The sequence below is a fragment of the Streptomyces sp. STAM6 genome, from assembly GCF_054963715.1.
The window spans coordinates 32,201-50,588 of record NZ_JBUEFZ010000027.1; the positions used below are offsets into that span (position 1 = coordinate 32,201).

14 protein-coding genes, 1 tRNA gene and 1 pseudogene are annotated in these 18,388 nt (G+C 72.2%); 4 read left to right on the plus strand and 12 right to left on the minus strand.

Annotated features, from left to right (window positions below):
- Positions 1 to 8: 8 nt before the first annotated feature.
- The 5 genes from fxsT to fxsA form a co-directional block, all read right to left on the minus strand.
- Positions 9 to 3,977, minus strand: coding sequence for an FxSxx-COOH system tetratricopeptide repeat protein (fxsT, locus tag ACY34K_RS25720; protein ID WP_462751114.1), 3,969 nt, complete (start codon positions 3,975 to 3,977; stop codon positions 9 to 11).
- Positions 3,974 to 5,359, minus strand: a complete 1,386-nt coding sequence (locus ACY34K_RS25725) for a TIR-like protein FxsC (RefSeq protein ID WP_462751115.1) — start codon at positions 5,357 to 5,359, stop codon at positions 3,974 to 3,976. The genes fxsT and ACY34K_RS25725 overlap by 4 nt, the downstream gene beginning before the upstream one ends.
- Positions 5,360 to 5,484: 125 nt before the next feature.
- Positions 5,485 to 6,495, minus strand: coding sequence for an aKG-HExxH-type peptide beta-hydroxylase (locus tag ACY34K_RS25730; protein ID WP_462751116.1), 1,011 nt, complete (start codon positions 6,493 to 6,495; stop codon positions 5,485 to 5,487).
- Positions 6,492 to 7,667: an FxsB family cyclophane-forming radical SAM/SPASM peptide maturase gene (locus tag ACY34K_RS25735; protein WP_462751117.1), complete on the minus strand. Its 1,176-nt coding sequence runs from the start codon at positions 7,665 to 7,667 to the stop codon at positions 6,492 to 6,494. Before ACY34K_RS25735 ends, ACY34K_RS25730 begins: the two co-directional genes overlap by 4 nt.
- Positions 7,664 to 7,867 carry an FxSxx-COOH cyclophane-containing RiPP peptide gene (fxsA, locus tag ACY34K_RS25740; RefSeq protein WP_462751118.1) on the minus strand — a complete coding sequence of 68 codons (204 nt, stop codon included), beginning with the start codon at positions 7,865 to 7,867 and terminating at the stop codon, positions 7,664 to 7,666. Before fxsA ends, ACY34K_RS25735 begins: the two co-directional genes overlap by 4 nt.
- A 93-nt stretch (positions 7,868 to 7,960) precedes the next feature.
- On the opposite strand from fxsA, the gene ACY34K_RS25745 reads away from it, so the two are divergent.
- Positions 7,961 to 8,635 (plus strand): 4'-phosphopantetheinyl transferase family protein, encoded by a 675-nt coding sequence (locus tag ACY34K_RS25745; protein ID WP_462751119.1) that lies wholly within the window; start codon positions 7,961 to 7,963, stop codon positions 8,633 to 8,635.
- Between the two features lie 81 nt (positions 8,636 to 8,716).
- A tRNA-Arg gene (locus tag ACY34K_RS25750) sits at positions 8,717 to 8,789 on the plus strand.
- Between the two features lie 967 nt (positions 8,790 to 9,756).
- Here ACY34K_RS25750 and amaP read toward each other — a convergent pair.
- The 5 genes from amaP to ACY34K_RS25775 are packed head-to-tail and all read right to left on the minus strand — an operon-like array spanning position 9,757 to position 12,184.
- Entirely contained in the window at positions 9,757 to 10,350 is a 594-nt protein-coding gene (gene amaP / locus ACY34K_RS25755) for an alkaline shock response membrane anchor protein AmaP (protein WP_462751180.1), read from the minus strand.
- Positions 10,351 to 10,359: 9 nt separating this feature from the next.
- Positions 10,360 to 11,049, minus strand: coding sequence for a DUF6286 domain-containing protein (locus tag ACY34K_RS25760; protein ID WP_462751120.1), 690 nt, complete (start codon positions 11,047 to 11,049; stop codon positions 10,360 to 10,362).
- Positions 11,046 to 11,492: an Asp23/Gls24 family envelope stress response protein gene (locus tag ACY34K_RS25765; RefSeq protein ID WP_462751121.1), complete on the minus strand. Its 447-nt coding sequence runs from the start codon at positions 11,490 to 11,492 to the stop codon at positions 11,046 to 11,048. The genes ACY34K_RS25760 and ACY34K_RS25765 overlap by 4 nt, the downstream gene beginning before the upstream one ends.
- Positions 11,489 to 11,716 carry a hypothetical protein gene (locus tag ACY34K_RS25770; protein ID WP_462751122.1) on the minus strand — a complete coding sequence of 76 codons (228 nt, stop codon included), beginning with the start codon at positions 11,714 to 11,716 and terminating at the stop codon, positions 11,489 to 11,491. Before ACY34K_RS25770 ends, ACY34K_RS25765 begins: the two co-directional genes overlap by 4 nt.
- 36 nt (positions 11,717 to 11,752) lie before the next feature.
- A complete protein-coding gene (locus ACY34K_RS25775; protein ID WP_462751123.1) occupies positions 11,753 to 12,184 on the minus strand; it encodes an Asp23/Gls24 family envelope stress response protein in 432 nt (143 codons plus the stop codon).
- 202 nt (positions 12,185 to 12,386) lie between these two features.
- Between ACY34K_RS25775 and ACY34K_RS25780 the strand changes: the two genes are divergently transcribed.
- Positions 12,387 to 13,193, plus strand: a complete 807-nt coding sequence (locus tag ACY34K_RS25780; protein ID WP_462751182.1) for a hypothetical protein — start codon at positions 12,387 to 12,389, stop codon at positions 13,191 to 13,193.
- A gap of 55 nt (positions 13,194 to 13,248) precedes the next feature.
- A pseudogene (locus ACY34K_RS25785) lies at positions 13,249 to 13,931 on the plus strand (acyl-CoA desaturase); the annotation flags it as partial.
- A 154-nt stretch (positions 13,932 to 14,085) separates the two neighbouring features.
- Here ACY34K_RS25785 and ACY34K_RS25790 read toward each other — a convergent pair.
- The gene (locus ACY34K_RS25790; protein WP_462751184.1) at positions 14,086 to 15,417 is read right to left on the minus strand and encodes a ferredoxin reductase family protein; all 1,332 of its coding nucleotides are present in this window, start codon (positions 15,415 to 15,417) and stop codon (positions 14,086 to 14,088) included.
- 309 nt (positions 15,418 to 15,726) lie between these two features.
- Entirely contained in the window at positions 15,727 to 18,177 is a 2,451-nt protein-coding gene (locus ACY34K_RS25795) for a SpoIIE family protein phosphatase (protein WP_462751124.1), read from the minus strand.
- Positions 18,178 to 18,388: the final 211 nt, after the last annotated feature.

An 18,388-nucleotide genomic window follows, 5' to 3' on the forward strand; every position in this document is an offset into this window, starting at 1 on the left:
ATTTTCGGTCAGGTGGCGGGCGGCTCGATGTCGGAGTCCAGCCGCACCCACCCCCGCACCGCCGCGGTCGTCGGGTGGTCCGGTCCCATCGTGGTCCGGGCCCTCCGCACCGCTTCGAGGTGCAGCGCCGCGGCCTCGTCCTCCGCGCCGGCCGTCCGCAGGTCCAGCGCCAGGTTGGAGGCGCAGCCGATCGCGTCGTAGTGGTCGGAACCCTGCACCCGCACGAAGGCGTCGTACGCCTCGCGCTCCAGCCGGACCGCCCCGTCGAGATCGCCGTCCACCACCAGGTCGGTGGCGTGGTTCATCATGCTGGTCAGCGTGTAGGGGTGCTCCCCCAGCACCTCCCGGTACTGCCGCACGGTCCGGCGGGACAGCGCGAGCGCCTCCTCCCGCTCGCCGGTCAGCCGCAGGTAGATCGCCAGGTTGTTGGCGCAGGCCAGGGTGAACGGGTGCCGCTCGCCCAGCTGGGTGCGGTACCGGTCCAGCGCGTCCCGGGCGAGCGCCCGCGCGCCCTGGGCGTTGCCGGTGGCGACCAGCGCGCAGGCCAGGTTCACCGCGGCCGACAGGGTGTCGGGGTGGTCGGGCCCCAGCACCGACATCGAGGCGTCGTAGATGTCCGCGCTGAGCGCCCTGGCCTCCTCGTACCGGCCCATGCGGCGCAGCACCGCGGACTGGTTGCGGCTGGCGCGCAGGGTCGCGGGGTGGCGCTCACCGGTCGTCCGCCGGAACGCCTCCACGGTCTCCTGGATCAGCTTCAGCGCCTCCGTCAGCGCCCCGGTCTCCCTGAGGTCGCGGGCGTAGTTGCTGGCCGAGTTGAGCGTGTCGGGGTGTGTGGGGCCGGTGACCTCGCGCCGGGCCAGCCACACCTCCCGGTCGATGTCCCGGGCCGCCAGCCGGTCGCCGACGAGGAACAGCGACACGGCGAGGTTGTTGGCCGCGAACAGCACGCGCGCGTGGTTGTGCTCGAAGACCTGCCGGGAGAGTGTGTACGTCTCCCGGTCGATGTCCCGCGCCTGGGTGTAGGCGCCGCGGCTGCGCAGGTCGGCGCCCAGGTTCCCGGCCGCGACCAAGGTGTATTGGTCGTTGGCGCCGAGGACCTCCCGGGCACGGCGCAGCGCCGCCTCGTCCATGGCGTACGCCTCGTCGATCCGCCCGCTGGACCGCAGCGCGTTGGCGTACTGCGTCCGCAGGTAGATCACCAGCGGATCGTCCTCGCCGAAGTCGGGGATCCACGAGGCCAGCGCCCGCTCCGCGGTCTCCTGCGCGGCGGTGTAGTCCGAGCGGCGCCACAGGTAGCGCACCGACTCGGCGATCCAGCGGCGCACCCTGCTGTCCCCGCTGCTGAACGCCCGGGAGGGCCGCATGTGCGGCAGCAGCGCGGCGTGCCGGTCCCACGACGCGGGGTCCTCGGTGTTCCTCGGGTTGGCCTCGGCGAGGATCGCGTGCACATGGGCGCGCATCGGCGTCCACTCCTCACGCGGCACCTGCGAGCGCAGCACCTCCTGCACCAGCCGGTGCAGGGTGATGGTCTTGTCGCTCTGGTTGGTCCGCGCGAGACCGTACCGGTTGATCTCGGCGAACAGGGCGCCCATCCGCATCGGGTCGACCAGCCGAGGATCGTGCCGGGACAGCAGCTCACCGGCCCTGTTCCCGTACAGCGCCCACATCGGGATGGGTGCGGGACCGAAAAAGGCGCACAGCTCCAGGAGTTGGGCCGCGGCGGGCATCGAATCGCGCACGGACCGCAGCGCCAGCAGCCAGGTGGCCGCCGCCGACCGGGGGTAGGCGGTGACGGGGTCCTGCTCCAGCATGGTGGCCAACTGGGTTTCCAGCAGCTCCAGATACGTCTCCACCGGCATCGCGGACTGCTCCAGCCAGGCCGCCGCCTGGGCCACCGCGAGCGGCAGGTCACCGAGCGCCTCCGCGACCTGGCCGGCGTCCCGGTCGGGCAGGTCCGGGTTCTGCGCCTGCAGCAGCCGTACGGACTCCTCGCGGGTGAAGACGTCGACCTCGACCTGCGTGGCCCGCTCGACCCAGGCCCGGTTGCGGGACGTGACGACGACGTGCCCGGGGCCGCCGGACGGCAGTAACGGGGCCAGCGCCTCGGGTTGTTCCGCGTTGTCGAACACCAGCAGCCAGCGCCGGTAGGGCCGGCCCTGCCGCAGCGCCTCCAGCACGGTGTTGGAGGTGACCGTCACATCGTCACCGGTCGGCAGGCCCAGCCGGGGGGCGAGCGCCGCCAGTTCCTGCCGGACGAGCCCCGTCTGGCCCGCGTTGATCCACCAGACCACGTCGTAGTCGGCGGCGAACCGGTGCGCGTACTCGATGGCGACCTGGGTCTTGCCGACGCCGCCCATGCCGAAGACGGCCTGCGGCGGACCGCCCAGCGGCCCGCCCGCCGCGAACCCGTCCCTGATCTCCTCCAGGGTCCGCCCGCGCCCGGTGAACGCGGCGTTGCGCGCGGGCACGTGCCACACCGGGGGCGGCGTGCCGGGGAAACGCGGTCCGCGGTCCTCGTCGGCCGGGGCGCGCGGCGCGGGTGGCACCCGGTCCAGGGTCGCGATGTCGGGCCGCCCCACCGCGGCCAGCAGCGCCGCCTCCGCCTCGTCCTGCCCGTCGCGCTCGACCAGATCGACGGCGACCAGGTCGGCGAAGGGGTTGGGCAGCGGGGCGGCGTGGATACGGATGGGGATCAGCATCCGCTGCGACGCCTCGGGGTCCCGGGCCGAGACCGCCTTCCACACCTCGTGCGCGTGCGGCAGGCGCACATAGTCCGGCGACAGCAGCGCCACGATCCGCCCCGACCCGTCCAGGGCACGGCGCACCTCGGTCAGCGTGTCCGCGCCCGCGTGCTCGGCCGCACCGCTGAGCGCGACGTGGTAGCCCACGCCGGTGAGCCGGGCGGCGATCCACTCGGCCCACATCCGGTCGGCCGGCGCGTAGCTGAGGAAGATGTCCGACGGCACGGGCGGCTTGGTCCGCTCGTACGACGACAGCAACGCCCGGCGCATGGTCTCCGGCATCGGCCGCTGCCGGGTGATCCGGCCCTCGGTGATCCGGCCGGTGAGCCGCTCCGACGCCGCGAGCAGGCTGGTGCCCTGGTGGGGGCGGTCACCGACGGGCGCAGGGATCTCCTCGTACGCGAAGAACGGCCGGTAGGGGATCTCCACGTCGCCCCAGTACCGGTCGCGCTCCTCGCGGCTCATGCCGTCCAGGAACGACAGGAAGCGGCTGCGGGCGAGGTCGCGGCCCGCCTCCAGCTTCTTCTGCTCGGCGTACTCGACCCGCATCGGCGCGGGCAGGATCCGCACCGGGCGCGCGGTGAGCTGGGCGCGGACCGACTCGGCGACGGCGGCCGCGCCCTGAATGGACTGGGCGCTGAGCGTGAAGCAGTCGACGACGACGTCGGGCAGCAGGACGGTGCAGATGCCGGCCGTGTCGGACAGGCCGGTGCGGCTGTCGATCAGGACGTAGTCGTAGCGTCCGCGCAACTCGTCGCGGAGCGCGGTGAGGAACGAGGCACCCCGCAGCCGGGTGTAGAAGTGGTCCCAGTCGAAGGTGGACACGGCGGCCGAGTACCCGTCGTCCTGGAGCCCCGCGGGCAGGAAGTCCAGCCGCCCCCCGCCGTCGAGGTCGAGACCGACACCGACGATGCAGCGGTCCACGTCGGTACGGTCGCGGAACCACTGGACGCGGTCCTCGTGGGTGTCCGGTCCCGGTTCGTCGGCGCGCAGCGCGTAACCCCGGATGAGGTCGATGACACCCTCGGTGGAGTTCAGTTCGGGGTCGACGAGCAGCGGGTGGAAGTACCGGTGCAGGCCGGGCGCCTCCAGGTCCCAGTCGACCATGAGGACGCGCAGCCCGTTACTGGCCAGGATCCAGGCCGTGTTGACCAGGGCCATGGTGCGGCCCACTCCGCCCTTGAACGAGTAGAACGTGACGACGGTGCCGTGCTCGTCCGTGCCGGGACTGCTCATCGCCCTGGCCCTCCCTCACTGCGGGGGTCGCGCCACTCTTGCGGTGCGTAGGGGTTGTACGGGATGTACGGCCCGCGGCCGCCGGACCAGCGGGGCGGCCTGCGCTGCGCCGGGGTGGTGCCGGAAGCGCCCGGTTTCTGCGGCGGGACACGGGCCGGGCCGCCGCTCGGACCGCGCAGGATCGGGCGGGCGGCGGGCGCCCCGTCCTCGTCGTCCTCCCCCGGCGGCACCGTGGCGCGGCGCTTGCGGATCAGGTTGTTCTGCGCGGCCGACACCATCTGCCCGAGGGCCTTCTGGAAGTCGCCGAAGCACACCCGGATCTGGAACTGCCGGTCGTGCGCACCGCGGGACGCCTTGCGCTCGAAGACCTCCGTCACCGCGCTCCACAGCTCGTGCCGGTCCCGCTCCTCCTGGGGGTGGCAGGGCACCAGGACGCCGGTCGCGGGGTGCTCGGCCCGGTCGAACTGCTCCAGCTGCTTGCGGTGCGGCGCGGCGGGCGCGCTCCAGGCGTCCACCAGAAGGATGGTGACCTGGTCGTCGTTCCACGCCTGGTTGAGCCGGCGGGCGAGGCCCGCGCCCACCTCGTCGTAGGCGGTGCCGTACCCCTGTGCGGTGACCAGCCGCTGAGCCTGCTGGTAGAGGGGGTACTCCTCCTGCGGGTGGTACGGGTTCCAGTCGAGACCGGCCCTGCCGTAATAGGGCGCCCCGCGCCGGTGTTCGGGCGCTGTCTCCGACGTACCGGCCGCCACGAAGAACCGGACGGTGCTCCCGGGCCGGGTCGGGGTGGTGCGGGGCTGGAACGACAGCGGCTCCTGGGCGAGGCGGACCGGGTGTTCCGGGACGGGCAGCTCCTCCGCCCGGGCGACGTCCAGCACGCGCTGGGCGATCAGCCGGACCGCGCCCTGGTAGTCGTCCCCCGTCGGGTCGCGCTGCAGGAGCCGCTGCAGACCCGCGTCGGCGTACCAGGAGCCGAGGCCGTCGGTGACGTACTGGATGTGGGCGACCTCCTGCGGCACCTCGACCGGCTGCCACAGCACCGGGATGAGTGCCGAGGAGCCCTGCCGCGTGCGGGCGAAGTACTGTCCGGCACGGCGCATCATCACGCCCGCCTCCCGCGAGCACCACTCGCTGCGGAAGTACGCCGGCGAGTAGAGGGCGACCATGGAGTGGCAGCTGCCGAGCGCCCGCTCCAGCTGCTCGCTCCAGTGCTCGCCGATGCGGATGGAACTGTTGTCGCGGAATCCGACGGGGACCTGAGCGGCACTGTCGGACAGCTCGATGATCCGGTCGCACAGGTCGTCGTAGAACTGCCGCACATAGGCGTCTTTGTCGTCGGTTCTGGCGTAGCTCAGAAAGAAGTACGGCCCCACCCGCGCCCCCACGGTTCCCGATGCTGTACGCAGGCGAACAGCGCCCCCGGCCAAGCCTGGATACCCTCCGGGTCAGCCGATTATTGCGCCGCGAACGCTTCCGGCAGGCGAAGTGTCACGTTCTGGCCAGAAGTCGCCTACGCCCCGTCCCAGGCCACCATGACCCCCCGCACCTCGCGCACGAACTCCTCGCCCGCCGCGGTGAGTTCACCGCTGCCCAGCAGCGTCCCGGCGGCCTTCAGGGTCCGTTCACGCCATTGCGCGTACTGCTCCCCGGCGTACGCCCCCCTCTCCACCCGCCAGAAGTCGGACACGCCCAGATGCGCGTACGTCCCCTGCAACAACGCGCCGGCCGGCCGCGGGTCCGGTCGCCACGGCGCGTGGAAGCGGGCACCCGAGTCCGGCCCGTGCAGCGGCACGAGATCCAGCAGCGCACCGAGCTGGACGTGCAGGAACTCATGGACCAGCGCCAGCGCGAGCCGCTCCGGGTCGGGCGGCAGGGACACCCCCACCGCGCCGTAGCCGCGCCGCACCGCCGACGAGACGCCGGTGCCGTCCGGGCGCGGCCGGAGCGGAACGAGCGTCGACAGCCCGGCTCCGACGGCACGCGCGTACCAGGGGTGCCGGTGGGCCAGTACCCGCCACGCACCGGCCAGCGCCTCCCGCCACCCCCGCAGCGCCCCCTCGTCGAGCGGCCCCGGCACGGGCTCCCCGTGCGCCTCGCGGTACGGGCCCCGGTCGTCGATCCGCAGCGTCAGCCGGTGCCCGGCGGCCTCCAACCGCACCAGATGCCCCTTGGTCTCCAGCAGTTCGGCCAGCCCCCGCAGCCAGGGCTCCTCGCCGCCCTCCCCGTACATCCGGCGCAGACATTCGGCCGCCCACAGGTCGACGTACGGCTGGAGCAGCGCCTCCTCCCACTGCTCGCGGGAGCGCCGCCTGAGCCGCTCCAGGGCCGCGTACGTCTCGGCCAGCCCTGCCTCGCGGGCGGCGCGCGGCCGGCGCTCCTCGGCGGCCCGGCGCACCGCGCCCAGCAGCAGCCGCCGCTTGCTGAGCTGCCCGGCCCGCAGGACGGCGACGGCTTCGGCGCCGCCGCGCGCGCGGGCCAGGGCGAGGAACGTCTCGCGGGGAACCACGTGCCTGGCGGTCATCCCACCACCGCCTTTCTGCGCAGGGCCGCGACGTCCCGGCCCACCGCGGCCTCGATGTGCGTGATGAGGGCGGCCATGTCCCGGCAGTACACCGTGGGATGCCCGAACGGGTCGCCCCCGCCCGGCCGTTCCGCGTAGCGGTGGGCGTACAGACCACCGCCGCAGACCCGCTCCAGCGGGCAGGAGCCGCAGACCGGGGACCTGTCCGGCGTACGGAACGCCGGATGGCGCGCCACGTCCCCGAACGAGTGCCGGAAGACGTCGAGGCCGGTGGTCGCGGCGCCGTCGTAGGCCACCTTGAGACTGTCGGCCAGTTCCAGCGTGCCGTCCGTCTCCACGACCACCAGGTCCATGGGTCCGGTGCCGACGATCTCGCTGCTCGCCCGGCCGCCCAGCAGCAGCGTGATCAGCTCCTCGAAGAGCCGGATGCCGGTCTCGCGGCGGGGCGCGCCGTACCAGCGGTCGAAGACGGCGCACAGCCAGTCGGCGTACGGCGTCCTCCCCTCCCCGGGCACGGGAGGCGTCCCCACCGGGGGCCCGCCCTCCAGCCCCGGCGGTGGAGCGTGCCAGTTCCCGTGCGGCAGCAGCAGATCCATCCGGGGCGGGGCGAACTCCAGCAGCGCCTCGTAGGTCTCCACCGGATCGTTGGCGAGATCGACGGTGCACAACACCCCCGCGTACAGCCGCCGGTGGGCCGCCGACCCGAGGATCCTCAGCCCCTCGGCGACCGCGGCGTGACTGCCCCGCCCGTTCCCGAACCGCCGGTTGCGGTCGTGGTCGCGCGCCGTCCCGTCCAGGCTCACCCCCACCTGTACGCCGTGCCGGTGCAGCACCCGCAGCACCTCCGGGTCGCGCAGCAGCACCCCGTTGGTCTGCATCCCCAGCACGACCTCGCCCGCGCCCCCGTCCAGGGCGCCGCGCAGCACGCTCAGCGTCTCGTCGAGGTGCCGGGGGCCGACGAGCAACGGCTCACCGCCGTGCAGAATGACCGACATCGCCACACCGTCACGCCGGTGCTCGGCGATCCGCAGCGCCGTCCGGCGCACCGTCTCGACCGCCATGCGCCGCGGCTTGACGCGCCAGCTCTGATCAGCGGCCTCGTACACGTAACAGTACGAACAGGCCAGATTGCACCGGCCGTGCAGCTTCAGCAGAAACTGGCGGGGCGTCACCGCCCGGGCCGGCCCACTTCGACCAGCGCCGAGCCGAACGCCGAAACCGGCTCACTCGAGGGATGGAGCACATCGTCCCGCAGCCGCGCCACCATGGCGCCGAAAACAGTGTCCGGCAGCTCGGCCAGCTCTGCGTCGCTCAGGTCGCTGACATCCGTCACGACCGAGACCAGCGGGGCGGGCGAATTGATCGCGTCCATGATCCCCTTACAGTTCACTGTGTGCCGGAGCATATTACACACCGTGTACGCCCGCTCGCTCCTCCGACTCACCTCCTCTGCCAAAATGCCGCCATGGAATCAGGGGCGGGCAGCGACGTGACGGTGTGGGCGCTTCGGGTGCCGGGGGCGAGCGGCCCGCCGATGCCCGACCTGGGCATCCTGGACGAGGAGGAGCGCCGCCGCACGGCCGCCTTCATGCGCGACGAGGACCGGGTGCGCTACAGCTTCGCCCACGCGGCGCTGCGCATGATCCTCGGCACCCTGACCGGCACGGCCCCCGCCGATCTGCGCTTCGCCCGCGACCCCTGCCCGTGCTGCGACGAACCGCACGGCCGGCCCGTGCTCACGCCCGCGCCGCTGGAGTTCTCCCTCTCCCACGGCGGCGACCTGGTGCTGATAGGCGTCGCGGCCACCCCCATAGGCGTCGACGTGGAACCGCTGCCGAAGCCCGAGACGGTCACCCAGCTCACGCACATGCTCCACCCGGCCGAACGCGAAGAGATCGAGACCGCGCCACCCGCCTCCCGGACCACCGCCTTCGCCCGCCTCTGGGCCCGCAAGGAGGCCTACCTCAAGGGCCTGGGCACGGGCCTCGGCCGCGACCTGGCCGCCGACGACGTCCGCGCCGACCTGCCGGACTGGCACATCGCGGACCTCGCGGTGGACCCCGCCCACGCCGCGGCCGTGGCGGTCCGCACCCCCGCCTCCCGGGAAGTCCGCCTGCACCGCACACTCCCGGCCGCCTGACCCGGGCCCCGCGGCCGCGCCGGGACCACCCGCTACACTGTCGGCGGCGGCGCGACCTTGACGGCACGCGCCTCCGGCCACGCCTCCGTAGCTCAGGGGATAGAGCACCGCTCTCCTAAAGCGGGTGTCGCAGGTTCGAATCCTGCCGGGGGCACAACGCATTACCGCTCTGATGTGGGGTTTCTTCCCGAGGGAGGGCTCCTACTCGGCCTCGGACTCCTCGTCCGGGGCCGTTTTGCGTGAGCGACGGGTACTGCTCGGCCGGTAGCGGGTCTGGACGCCGGGCCCCTTTCCGGTTCAGGCCAGACCGAATTTCTCGGCGTGTACCGGTCCCGCGGGGACCCGCAGGGTCTCGTAGGCCGACGAGCACGGCCCTGGTCATGGCGGGCGGGTGGGCCGCGGACGCGCACGTCGCGTTCGGTGATGTCGGGGACCAGCCGGTGCAGGCTGCCCAGGCCGAACGGCGGGGTGCCGCCCTCGCTGCTTCTGCTGGTGAGCAGGTGCAGCCGCCCGCCCCCGTAGCGCGACCAGGTGCGCACCTCTTCAGCAGCACGGCGTCGGTCTCGCTGCGCGCCCGGTAGAGCACGACGACGTCGCCGGGCGCCTCCTCCTCCGGCATGGCCCGCACGGGCGTGATCCCCACACCCCCCGGCGATCAGCTGGGCACCGGGCCGAGTCCGGCGCAGCGAGGTGGACGCCCCGTACGGTCCCTCGACGCGGGCGCGGCTGACGACCAGGACGTTCCGCAGGCCGGCACTGGTTCCTCACTCACCCTGAGCTCGCTGTCGGATGCCGGCAGCCGGGGAGGGGCCGTGAGCGACATCAGCATGCCGGACGGATGGCGGACAGTACGCTGAATCCAGCGGGATCGGGCCCGCAGCACAGTGTCCGCGAGGTGCTTCATGACGGCCGAGATGGTGGCCCCGTTCCCGGTGCAGATCGACCTCGGGCAGGTCTGACCAGGCGCTGCTCGGCAGCCAACAGCGCGTGAGCGATGCGTGAGCGGACGTTCCGACACAAGGCGGCATGAGCCGGATCAAGTTGGGCCGTTCCGACCAGGGGAAACAGCACCGCGCGGCAGCACCGGGCACCGCCCGGCAAGGACGCGATCCCACTCCTGGCTAGGTGGTGCGTTCGGCGCGGTGGCGGACTTCCCGGAGTCGGACCTTGGACGGGAGGCGGTCCAGGCCGGCCGAGTCTCGTGCGTGTGCGAGTGTTTCGCGGCTCACTCGCCCCAGAGTCCGCGCCGGGTCCGCGTGTGGCTCCAGCAGCAGCCGTACGCGTGCGGTCGGAGCGGTACGTCGGCCCGTCACCCGGACATGAGCCCGCGAGACCCCATCCAGGGCTTGTGCCTCCTCCTCAATGGCCCTCTCCAGCGTGCGGCCGTTGAGTCGGGCCGCGGCGCCGTCTTCGCTGTCGACGAGGACATGGTCCAGGCGGTGTCTGCGCTGCGCGATGAGCCACCACAGCAGCAGGGCCAGCAGCACGGCGAGCACCGCGATCACGGTCGGCCACCACCAGCCCTCGTCCCGCCACCGGGTGCGTCCCCAGGCGCCCAGCACCACATCGTCCGGCCCACGGAAGGGCCACCAGCCCGGCACCTCGAAATCCCAGTGGCGCTGCAGGTCCAGTGCGCCCAGCAGCACGCCGCCGCCCAGGGCGAACAGTCCGAGGCCGAGCAGCCCGAGCAGCACCCGGTTCACCGTCTTGAGCATCAGGATCACTCAGCCCTTCTTGGGGCGCCGGACGCGCACGGCCAGTGTGGGTTGCCGGGCCAGGCCCAAGGACGTCACGGCTTCGCCCAGCTCGGCGTCCAGGTCGGAGCGGACCTCCTCAAGATCGCGGAAATGTGCCCGTGCCCGGGCCTTGACCTTCCGGCGGCCGACATCGACCTGTGCCGATTGGACACCGGGCACCTGCATGGCCCGGTCGCGCAGGACCAGGGCGGCCGCGCGGCGGTCGAGCCCGGCTCGGACGTCCTCCGTCCCGGGGATGCCGGTGGGCCGCCGCATGGGCAGCAGCCTGCGCAGTCCCGGCGTCACCGCCAGCAGGAAGAGCCACAGGCCGAGGGCCATCGCCACCGCGGCCCCGACGATCATCCAGACGTCGTCCAGGGGCCGTGTGGCCAGTTCCTCGGCGAGCCGCCGCCGCCAACGCATCGCATTCCGGCCTGCCCGCACCGCGACCACGTCGTACAGGAGAAATCCGACGGCCGCGGCGGACAGCAGGGCTGCCAGGGCCGCCGGAATCCGCCGCGACGACCAGAACCGGTGCGCCGACCGGCCTGACCCGTCGCTCACCTTCGTAGCGCCCTCGGCCGCCCCCGGGGTGCCGTCGGCGGACGGAGCCGCCTGTCCCGGACCGGAGGAGAGGTCGCTGTCACCGGTCGGCTGCCGCGAGGTGTTCGCGCTCATCGCACCCTCTCCCGGTCCGTGTGCCGCGTATGCGCCGAGTGCAGTTGCTCGACCGATACCGCGAGGTCGGACACTTCCATGCCGGCCCATGCCCTGATCCGCTCGGTGACCTCCCGGCGCACCGCGGCGCACTGCGCCCCGATGTCGGACGGGTACCCGAGATCGACGCTGATGTGCAGCCGTGCCTCGCCGAGCACCGCCTGCCGTTCGGCGGCGGACTCGGCGTCCCGTCCCGCGCTGGTCCGTTCCGGCGCCCGCCGTACGGATGCGCTCACGTGTGGCGTCCGGCGGCCGAGTGGTACGTGGCCGGCCGACTCGGCGAACCGGCTCAGCGCCTCGCGCGCCACCCGGGCCGCGATCTTCGCGACGACCCGGTCGGTGACGGCGGTCGCCCCGCGCTCCCCGCGGGGGACGCCCGGACGCTCATCGGCTTCGCCGCTCACCGCCGCCAGTCTCCCCGGGCCTGTCGCCGGTCGTCACGGATCCGATCCTGCCGGTCCCGGCGGCGGACGAAGTCGCCCGGTTCGAGATCACCCTCCATGAACCGCCCGATGACGAGACCGACGAGGCCCAATCCCAGCACCAGCAGGAAAGCCCAGAAGTTGCCGAAATACGCGGCGAAACCCAGCGCCATTCCGGCCATCAAGCCCACCACGGCCCTGCTCATTTCGCGCTCCTTCACTCATGCGGGCTGCTGCCCCGGCTACCGGATCCGCTGCCGCTCCTCCCCTTCGCCCTCCTCGTCGGGCAGCTTCACGTCGCTGACCATGATGTTGACTTCCACGACTTCCCGACCCGCCATCCGCTCCACGGCGGAGATCACGTTCTCCCGCACCGCGGCGGCCACGTCCGTGATCGCGACGCCGTATTCGACGACGAGCTCCAGATCGATGGCCGCCTGCAGCTCTCCGACCTCGACGCTGACCCCGCGCGTGACGGATTTGCCGCTGCCGGCGCCGGGCATCCGCTCCCGCACGGATCCCATCGAGCGAGCGAATCCGCTGCCCAGGGCATGGACGCCGCGTACGTCCCGTACCGCCATTCCGGCGATCTTCTCCACCACCACATCGGCGATGGTCGTACGGCCGCGAGAACCGGGCGCAGCGCCGAGCCCGACGCCGGTGTTCTCGGTCATCGGGATATCCCTCCCTCGCGAGGCCACAGGACACCAATCACTCGGATTATAGTCTTTTAGTACCTTTTGCCCGGCTGTAGAGCGTGAGCCGGGGTGGTCCGACGAGTAGTCCAGGGCCCCCTGCCTCGAGCTCTCGCGGACACTCCGGGCAGAGCGCCGCGGGAAGAAAACCGCGGCCGTGGAGAAGAAGGGTGAGAGGCCGGTGACCGAGGCGTGGACGCAGGCAGTACGAACCCGGCTCGGCCTGGGCCGGCTGCTCCCGCTCGGCGGGCCCGACGACGGGACGTGGATCACCGAGCAAGCGGCGGTCCAGGCCCTCGGGCGCACTGCCGCCGAGGTCCCCGGTGTCCGACTGGAGTCCCTGCGCATCGGGCCGGCACCGCTCCAACCCGTGTCCGAGCCGACCGTCCGTCCGCCGGCCGGCGCGCTACCGCCCGGCCCGCTCACCATTGAGGCCGCCTTCACGGCATCCCGCGTACGGCCGCTGCCGGAGACCGCCGACGAATTGAGGAGCACACTGCTGGGCGCGGCCACGGAACGGCTCGGGCTGGCCACGGTGACCGCTGACATGCGCGTAACGGATCTCCGTGAGGTCCCGGAGGCAGGCATCGCGTCTCGGACCACGGCGACGGCCATGAGGCCCACGCCGGAAGCTGCGGCCGCGCGGAGTTCGCCCCCGGTGGCCGGAACAGGGTCCATGCGGGGACTCGCCGGGGAGCTGGCGGACGTCGCGGCGGGTGTGCCGGGCGTCGCCCACCTCACCGCCGTGCTGGGCAGCCGCCCGGTAAGGGTGGAGGACCATGGTGATCCACCCGGCCGACACATCGAGGTTCACCTCGCGGCCGGCCCCGGATACCATCCCTTGCACGTCGCCCGCGCCGTCCGGGAGGCGGTGGCCGAGGCAGCCACCACTGACACCCCGGGCCCGGTCACCGTCGCCGTCCTCATCACGGAAACCGCGGCCTGGCGACCGACCTCGCCGGTCACCGTGACGAGTGCCCCTCAGTGATCAGCCGGCCCCCTTCACCGGCCGCCCCGGTTCTTCCCTGAAAGTGCGCGGACCGCTCCGCCGGCCCTGTCCTGCCACGGTGTACGTCGGTGGGTGGGCCCCCGTCGCGCTCATCGGTGACAGCTGGTGGACCCTGACCGTCGCCGCCTTCCTGGCCGTCGTCTTCGGCCAGGTCGCCCTGCTCGCTCATGACGCGGCCCACCGCCAGGTGTTCCGCCGCCGCCGGGCCAGCGAAGCATCCGGGCGGATCGCCGGCGCCGGTATCGGGATGAGCCACGGGTGGTGGCAGGACAAGCACACCCGCCACCACGCCCATCCCAACCACGAGGACCTCGACCCCGACCTGCTGGTCTGGTCCCAGGACCAGGCCCGGGCCGCCACGGGCCTCCCCCGCCTGATCGGCCGCTGGCAGGCGTTCCTGTTCTTCCCGCTCCTGAGGGCATGCCGATCCTGACGGGCGAGGACCGCCCGACTTCCTCCGCCGCCAGGTGCTCACCTCACGCAACGTGCGCGGCGGCCGGTTCACCGACATCGCACTGGGCGGGCTGAACCACCAGATCGAGCACCACCTGCATGCCCAGCCCCAACCTGCGCAGGGCCCGGCCCATCGTCCGGCGCCATTGCGAGGACCTGGGCGTGGCGTACGTGGAGACCGGGTTGATCGCCTCCTACCGGTTGGCCCTCGCCAGTCTCCACCAGGCCGGAGAACCGCTCAGGCACCCCCTCGCCCCGGCCTAGCGACGCGCTGCCGCAGCCGTCGGTGCCCGTGATGCGGGTGACTGACACGGCACGCATCGAGGGCACTGCCTTGAGGAAGGCCTCCGGGAAGGCGGCGCGCTCCTTGAGTTGTGCACAGCGCCTATCCCAGTGACGCCGGTTGTCGGTTTCCGGTTCATGCCAGGCCGAACCTCTCGGCGTGCACCTGTCGCGCGGGGACCCGCAGGTCTCGCAGGCCGGCGAGTACGGCCCTGGTCATGGCGGGCGGGCCGCAGACGTACACGTCGCGTTCGGTGATGTCGGGGACCAGCCGGTGCAAGCTGCCCGGGCCGAACGGCGGGGCGCCGCCCTCGCCGGTTCTGCCGGTGAGCAGGTGCAATCGTCCGCCCCTCAGCGCGACCAGTTGGCGCACCTCGTTCAGCAGCACCGCGTCGGCCTCGCTGCGCACCCGGTACAGCACGACGACGTCACCGGTCGCCTCCTCCAGCAAGGCCCGCACGGGCGTGATCCCCACGCCGCCGGCGATCAGCAGGGTGCCGGGGCGGGTCCGGTGCAGCGAGGTGAACGCCCCGTACGGTCCCTCGACGAAGGCGCGGCTGCCGACCGGGACGTTCCGCAGGCCGGCGCTGGTACTGCCCGCCGCCTTCGCCGTCAGGCGCAGACCTTGTCCGCCCGGCGCCGCCGACAGGGAGAAAGGGTTGGCCAGCCACCAGTGGTTGTGCCCGGGGAACCGCCAGATGCAGAACTGCCCCGCCCGGGCCGGGAGTTTGTCGAGGTGTCGGCCGGTGACGTACACGGAGACCACGTTGTCCGACTCCGGTACCACGGCCGCGACGGTGAACCGGTGGTAGGCGTTGCGCCACAGCGGCATGGCGACACGTCCGGTCAGCAGGGCGCCGAAGGCGAACAGCCAGAGGATCCACCAGTAGGCCGTGGCGAACGCGGAGGACGTGAACGTCGTGGACTCCTGCAGCTGGTGGACGAACGACAGGCCCAGGGCCACGTAGAGCAGCAAGTGCAGACCGTGCCAGATCTCGTACCGCAGTCGCCGCCGTAGGGGCCGGGTGGAGATCACGCCGATCACGACGATGACGGCCGCGGCGAGCATGCCCAGCAGGGAAGCCGGCACCCCGCTCAGTGCGAAGAACGTCTTCCCCATGGACGTGTCGTCGAGGGTCGCGTAGCCGAGCACCACCAGCGTGGCGTGGGCGAGGACCGTCCAGAGCAGGGTGAAGCCGACCCAGCGGTGCCACACCGTGAGCCGGTCCATCCCTGTGCGACGGTCCAGCCAGGGCAGCCGGGCCACCAGCAGCAGTTGGAACAGCATCAGCAGGGCCGCGTGCAGTCCGAAGAACTTGGCGACCGTGAGCACCCCGTTCTTGCCCGGATCGGCACTGATGAACAGCGCCTCGACGATCACCGTGTTGACGACGACGAAGATCCACATCGCCCGGCGCGCCGCGTCGACCGGAACCACGGCGCCTCTGCGCACCGTGTTACTCGCCATCGCCATGGTCGCCTCACATCCCACCGGGGCCGCGGCACTCGCGACCCGTATGCACAAACCCCATGAAGATCGAGTGATTCATCCGGATACGCACCTCGATCGGATACAGATACGGAGCGACGGTCCGATCCGTTCACCCCGGGATCGTCGAGTCCAACCGCCGTTCGGCGTTCTCGAAGACCTGCCGGGACGGCGACGTGTTCACCGGCGTCCTCGAGGTAGCGGCCCCTTCCCGCCCGACTGCCATGGCCGTTCCGGCCGGGTGGGGCGGAGGGACGGAAGGCGGCGGATGCGGGAGGCCGGGCGCCGTCATGAGCGCTCGTCCTGAAGGCCGATCTCCGCCCAGATCGACTTCCCTCCAGCCCGGTGGCGTGTGCCCCAACGCTCGGCGAACTGGGCGACGAGCAACAGCCCGCGCCCGCCTTCGTCGAACATGCGCGCTCGCCGCATGTGCGGGGCTGTGCTGCTGGCGTCTGAGACCTCGCAGATGAGCGCTGTGTCGCGGATCAGGCGCAGCTGAACGGGAGGAGTGCCGTACCGGATCGCGTTGGTGACCAGTTCACTCACCACCAGCTCGGCGGTGAAGGCCACCTCGTCCAGTCCCCAGTCCGTGAGGCGGCGGGAGACCCTGTTACGGGCGTCGGCCACGGCGGCCGGGTCGGAAGGCAGATCCCAGGTGGCCACCTGGTCCGCGTCGAGGGCCCGGGTGCGGGCGATGAGCAGTGCGACATCGTCCGACGGCTGTGCGGGGAGCAAGCTCTGGAGCAAGTCGTCGCAGGTGGCCTCCAGCGAGTGAGCGGGCCGCTCCAGGCGCCGGCGCAGCAGCTCCATGCCCTTGTCGAGGTCGTGTTCGGGGACCTCGACGAGGCCGTCCGTGTACAGCACGAGGAGGCTGCCTCGGGGCACTTCCCATTCGACCGCTTCGAAAGGCAGCCCACCCACTCCCAGCGGAGGGCCGACAGGAAGATCGATGAACTCGGCCTTGCCGTCGGGAGTGATCACGGCAGGCGGGGGGTGGCCCGCGCCGACGGCGGCGCAGCGGCGCGAGACCGGGTCGTAGACCAGATACAGACAGGTGGCGATGAGATCGGTGATGACCTCGAGCTCGGGATCCGTTGCCGCGCCCTCCTCCACCCTGAGGTGGGTGACCAGGTCGTCGAGATGGACGAGGAGCTCCTCGGGGGGCAGGTCGACGTCCGCCAGCGTGCGTACCGCGGTCCTCAGCCGCCCCATGGTGGCGGAGGCGCGCAGGCCATGGCCCACCACGTCTCCGACGACCAGGGCGACCCGGGCGCCCGACAGCGGGATCACATCGAACCAGTCGCCGCCGAGCCCCGCCCGGGAGCGGGCCGGGAGGTAGCGGTAGGCCACCTCCACGGCCTCCTGGAGGTCGAGTCGCTGCGGCAGCAGGCTTCGTTGCAGGGCCAGCGCGGTGGTCCGCTCGCGGGTGAAGCGTCGGGCGTTGTCCACGGCCACGGCAGCACGTGCGGCGATCTCCTCGGCGAGGAGCAGATCGTCCTCGTCGAAGGAGTCCCGGCGGCGGTGGCGGACGAGTACGGCCACGCCGAGCGTGGTGCCGCGGGCGCGCAGCGGGATGACCATGATCGAATGCATCCCGAAGTCGCGGACCTTCCCCGCGCGTTCGGGGTCGGCGACCTGCCAGCTCTCGATGGCCTCGTCCACGGTGCGGTGCAGCGACGACCGGCCCGTGTTCAGGCAGCGGGCTGGGGGTGAGGACTCCGGGTAGTAGTCCACCTCGCCCGGCTGGATCACCGCCTCGGGGGTGCCGGGCAGGACGGACCGCTGCGCGGCGCGGCGCAGCGCGACGGTGCCCGTGGCGGATGGCCTGGGCTCGACGCCACGGAACAGTCCGTCCAGCAGGTCGATGCTGATGAAGTCGGCGAGCCGCCCCACCGCCACATCGGCCATCTCCTGGGCCGTGCGCATCACGTCAAGGGAGCTGCCCACCTGTGCGCTGACGTCGTTCAGCAGGACGAGCCGCTCCCGGGCCTGGTGCTGTTGGGTGACGTCGAGCGCGATGAGCTGCACATGTCTTACCTGTCCCGCGGGGTCCCTCAGGGGGGACACGGATACGGCCCAGTACCTGTCGCGCGCTCCGCGCCGCGGTCGGCCGTGCACCTGGAACCGCTCCGGTTCTCCTGTCTCGAACACCCTGTGCATGCCCTCTTCGACCGTGGTGCAGATGTGGGGAGGCAGGATGTCGGTGACGCGCCGACCGCGGATCTGGTCCTCGGCGAGACCCAGTTCGCGGCTCGCGCCGGCGCTCGCGCGCAGGGCTCGCAACTCGGCGTCGTAGATCATCACAGGCAGGTGGCACTGTGCGAAGGCTTCTTCCGTCGTCGCCTCGTCCTTGTGCGGACGTGGCTCCCGGTGCGGACGCGGCCGCTGGGGCGACCCGGCCACGATGAGCCACTGTGCGTTGCCCTCGCGGTCGAGTGACGCGTACGCCTGCAACTCGGCTTCCACGTGGTGGCCGTCCCGGTGCCTCAGCGGGATCGGCCCGCTTCGTCCCTCGAAAACCGCGGAGAGATCCACCGTGACGTCGGCGTTCCCGCCGAGCAGGCGCCCGGCGGGACGCCCTGCGATGTCCTCGTACCGGTATCCGAGCAGCCGCTGCGCGTCGGAACTCCACCCCGTCACGATCCCGCGCGCGTCGACGACTGCCGTGGCCGAGGCGGGCTGATCCGGAGATTGATCGAGGCCGTCTCCGAGAGGGTCGGCATTCTCCATGTCGTCCATCGCCCATCCTGCCCGGCTTCTCGGGTCCTGGGGAGATTCAGCAGAGAGCGCAGGGCGGCGAAGCGTCGTATCCGTCGCGTCGGCTCCTTTCTCACTTGTATCTCCCCTCGCGCGCACACGCAGGTCGACGGGCGGCACGGACCTCCGCGCACGATCCGGTCGCCGACGACCATCCGGTCGGGAGGCCTTCCCGGGCCGCCGCGCGCGGGAC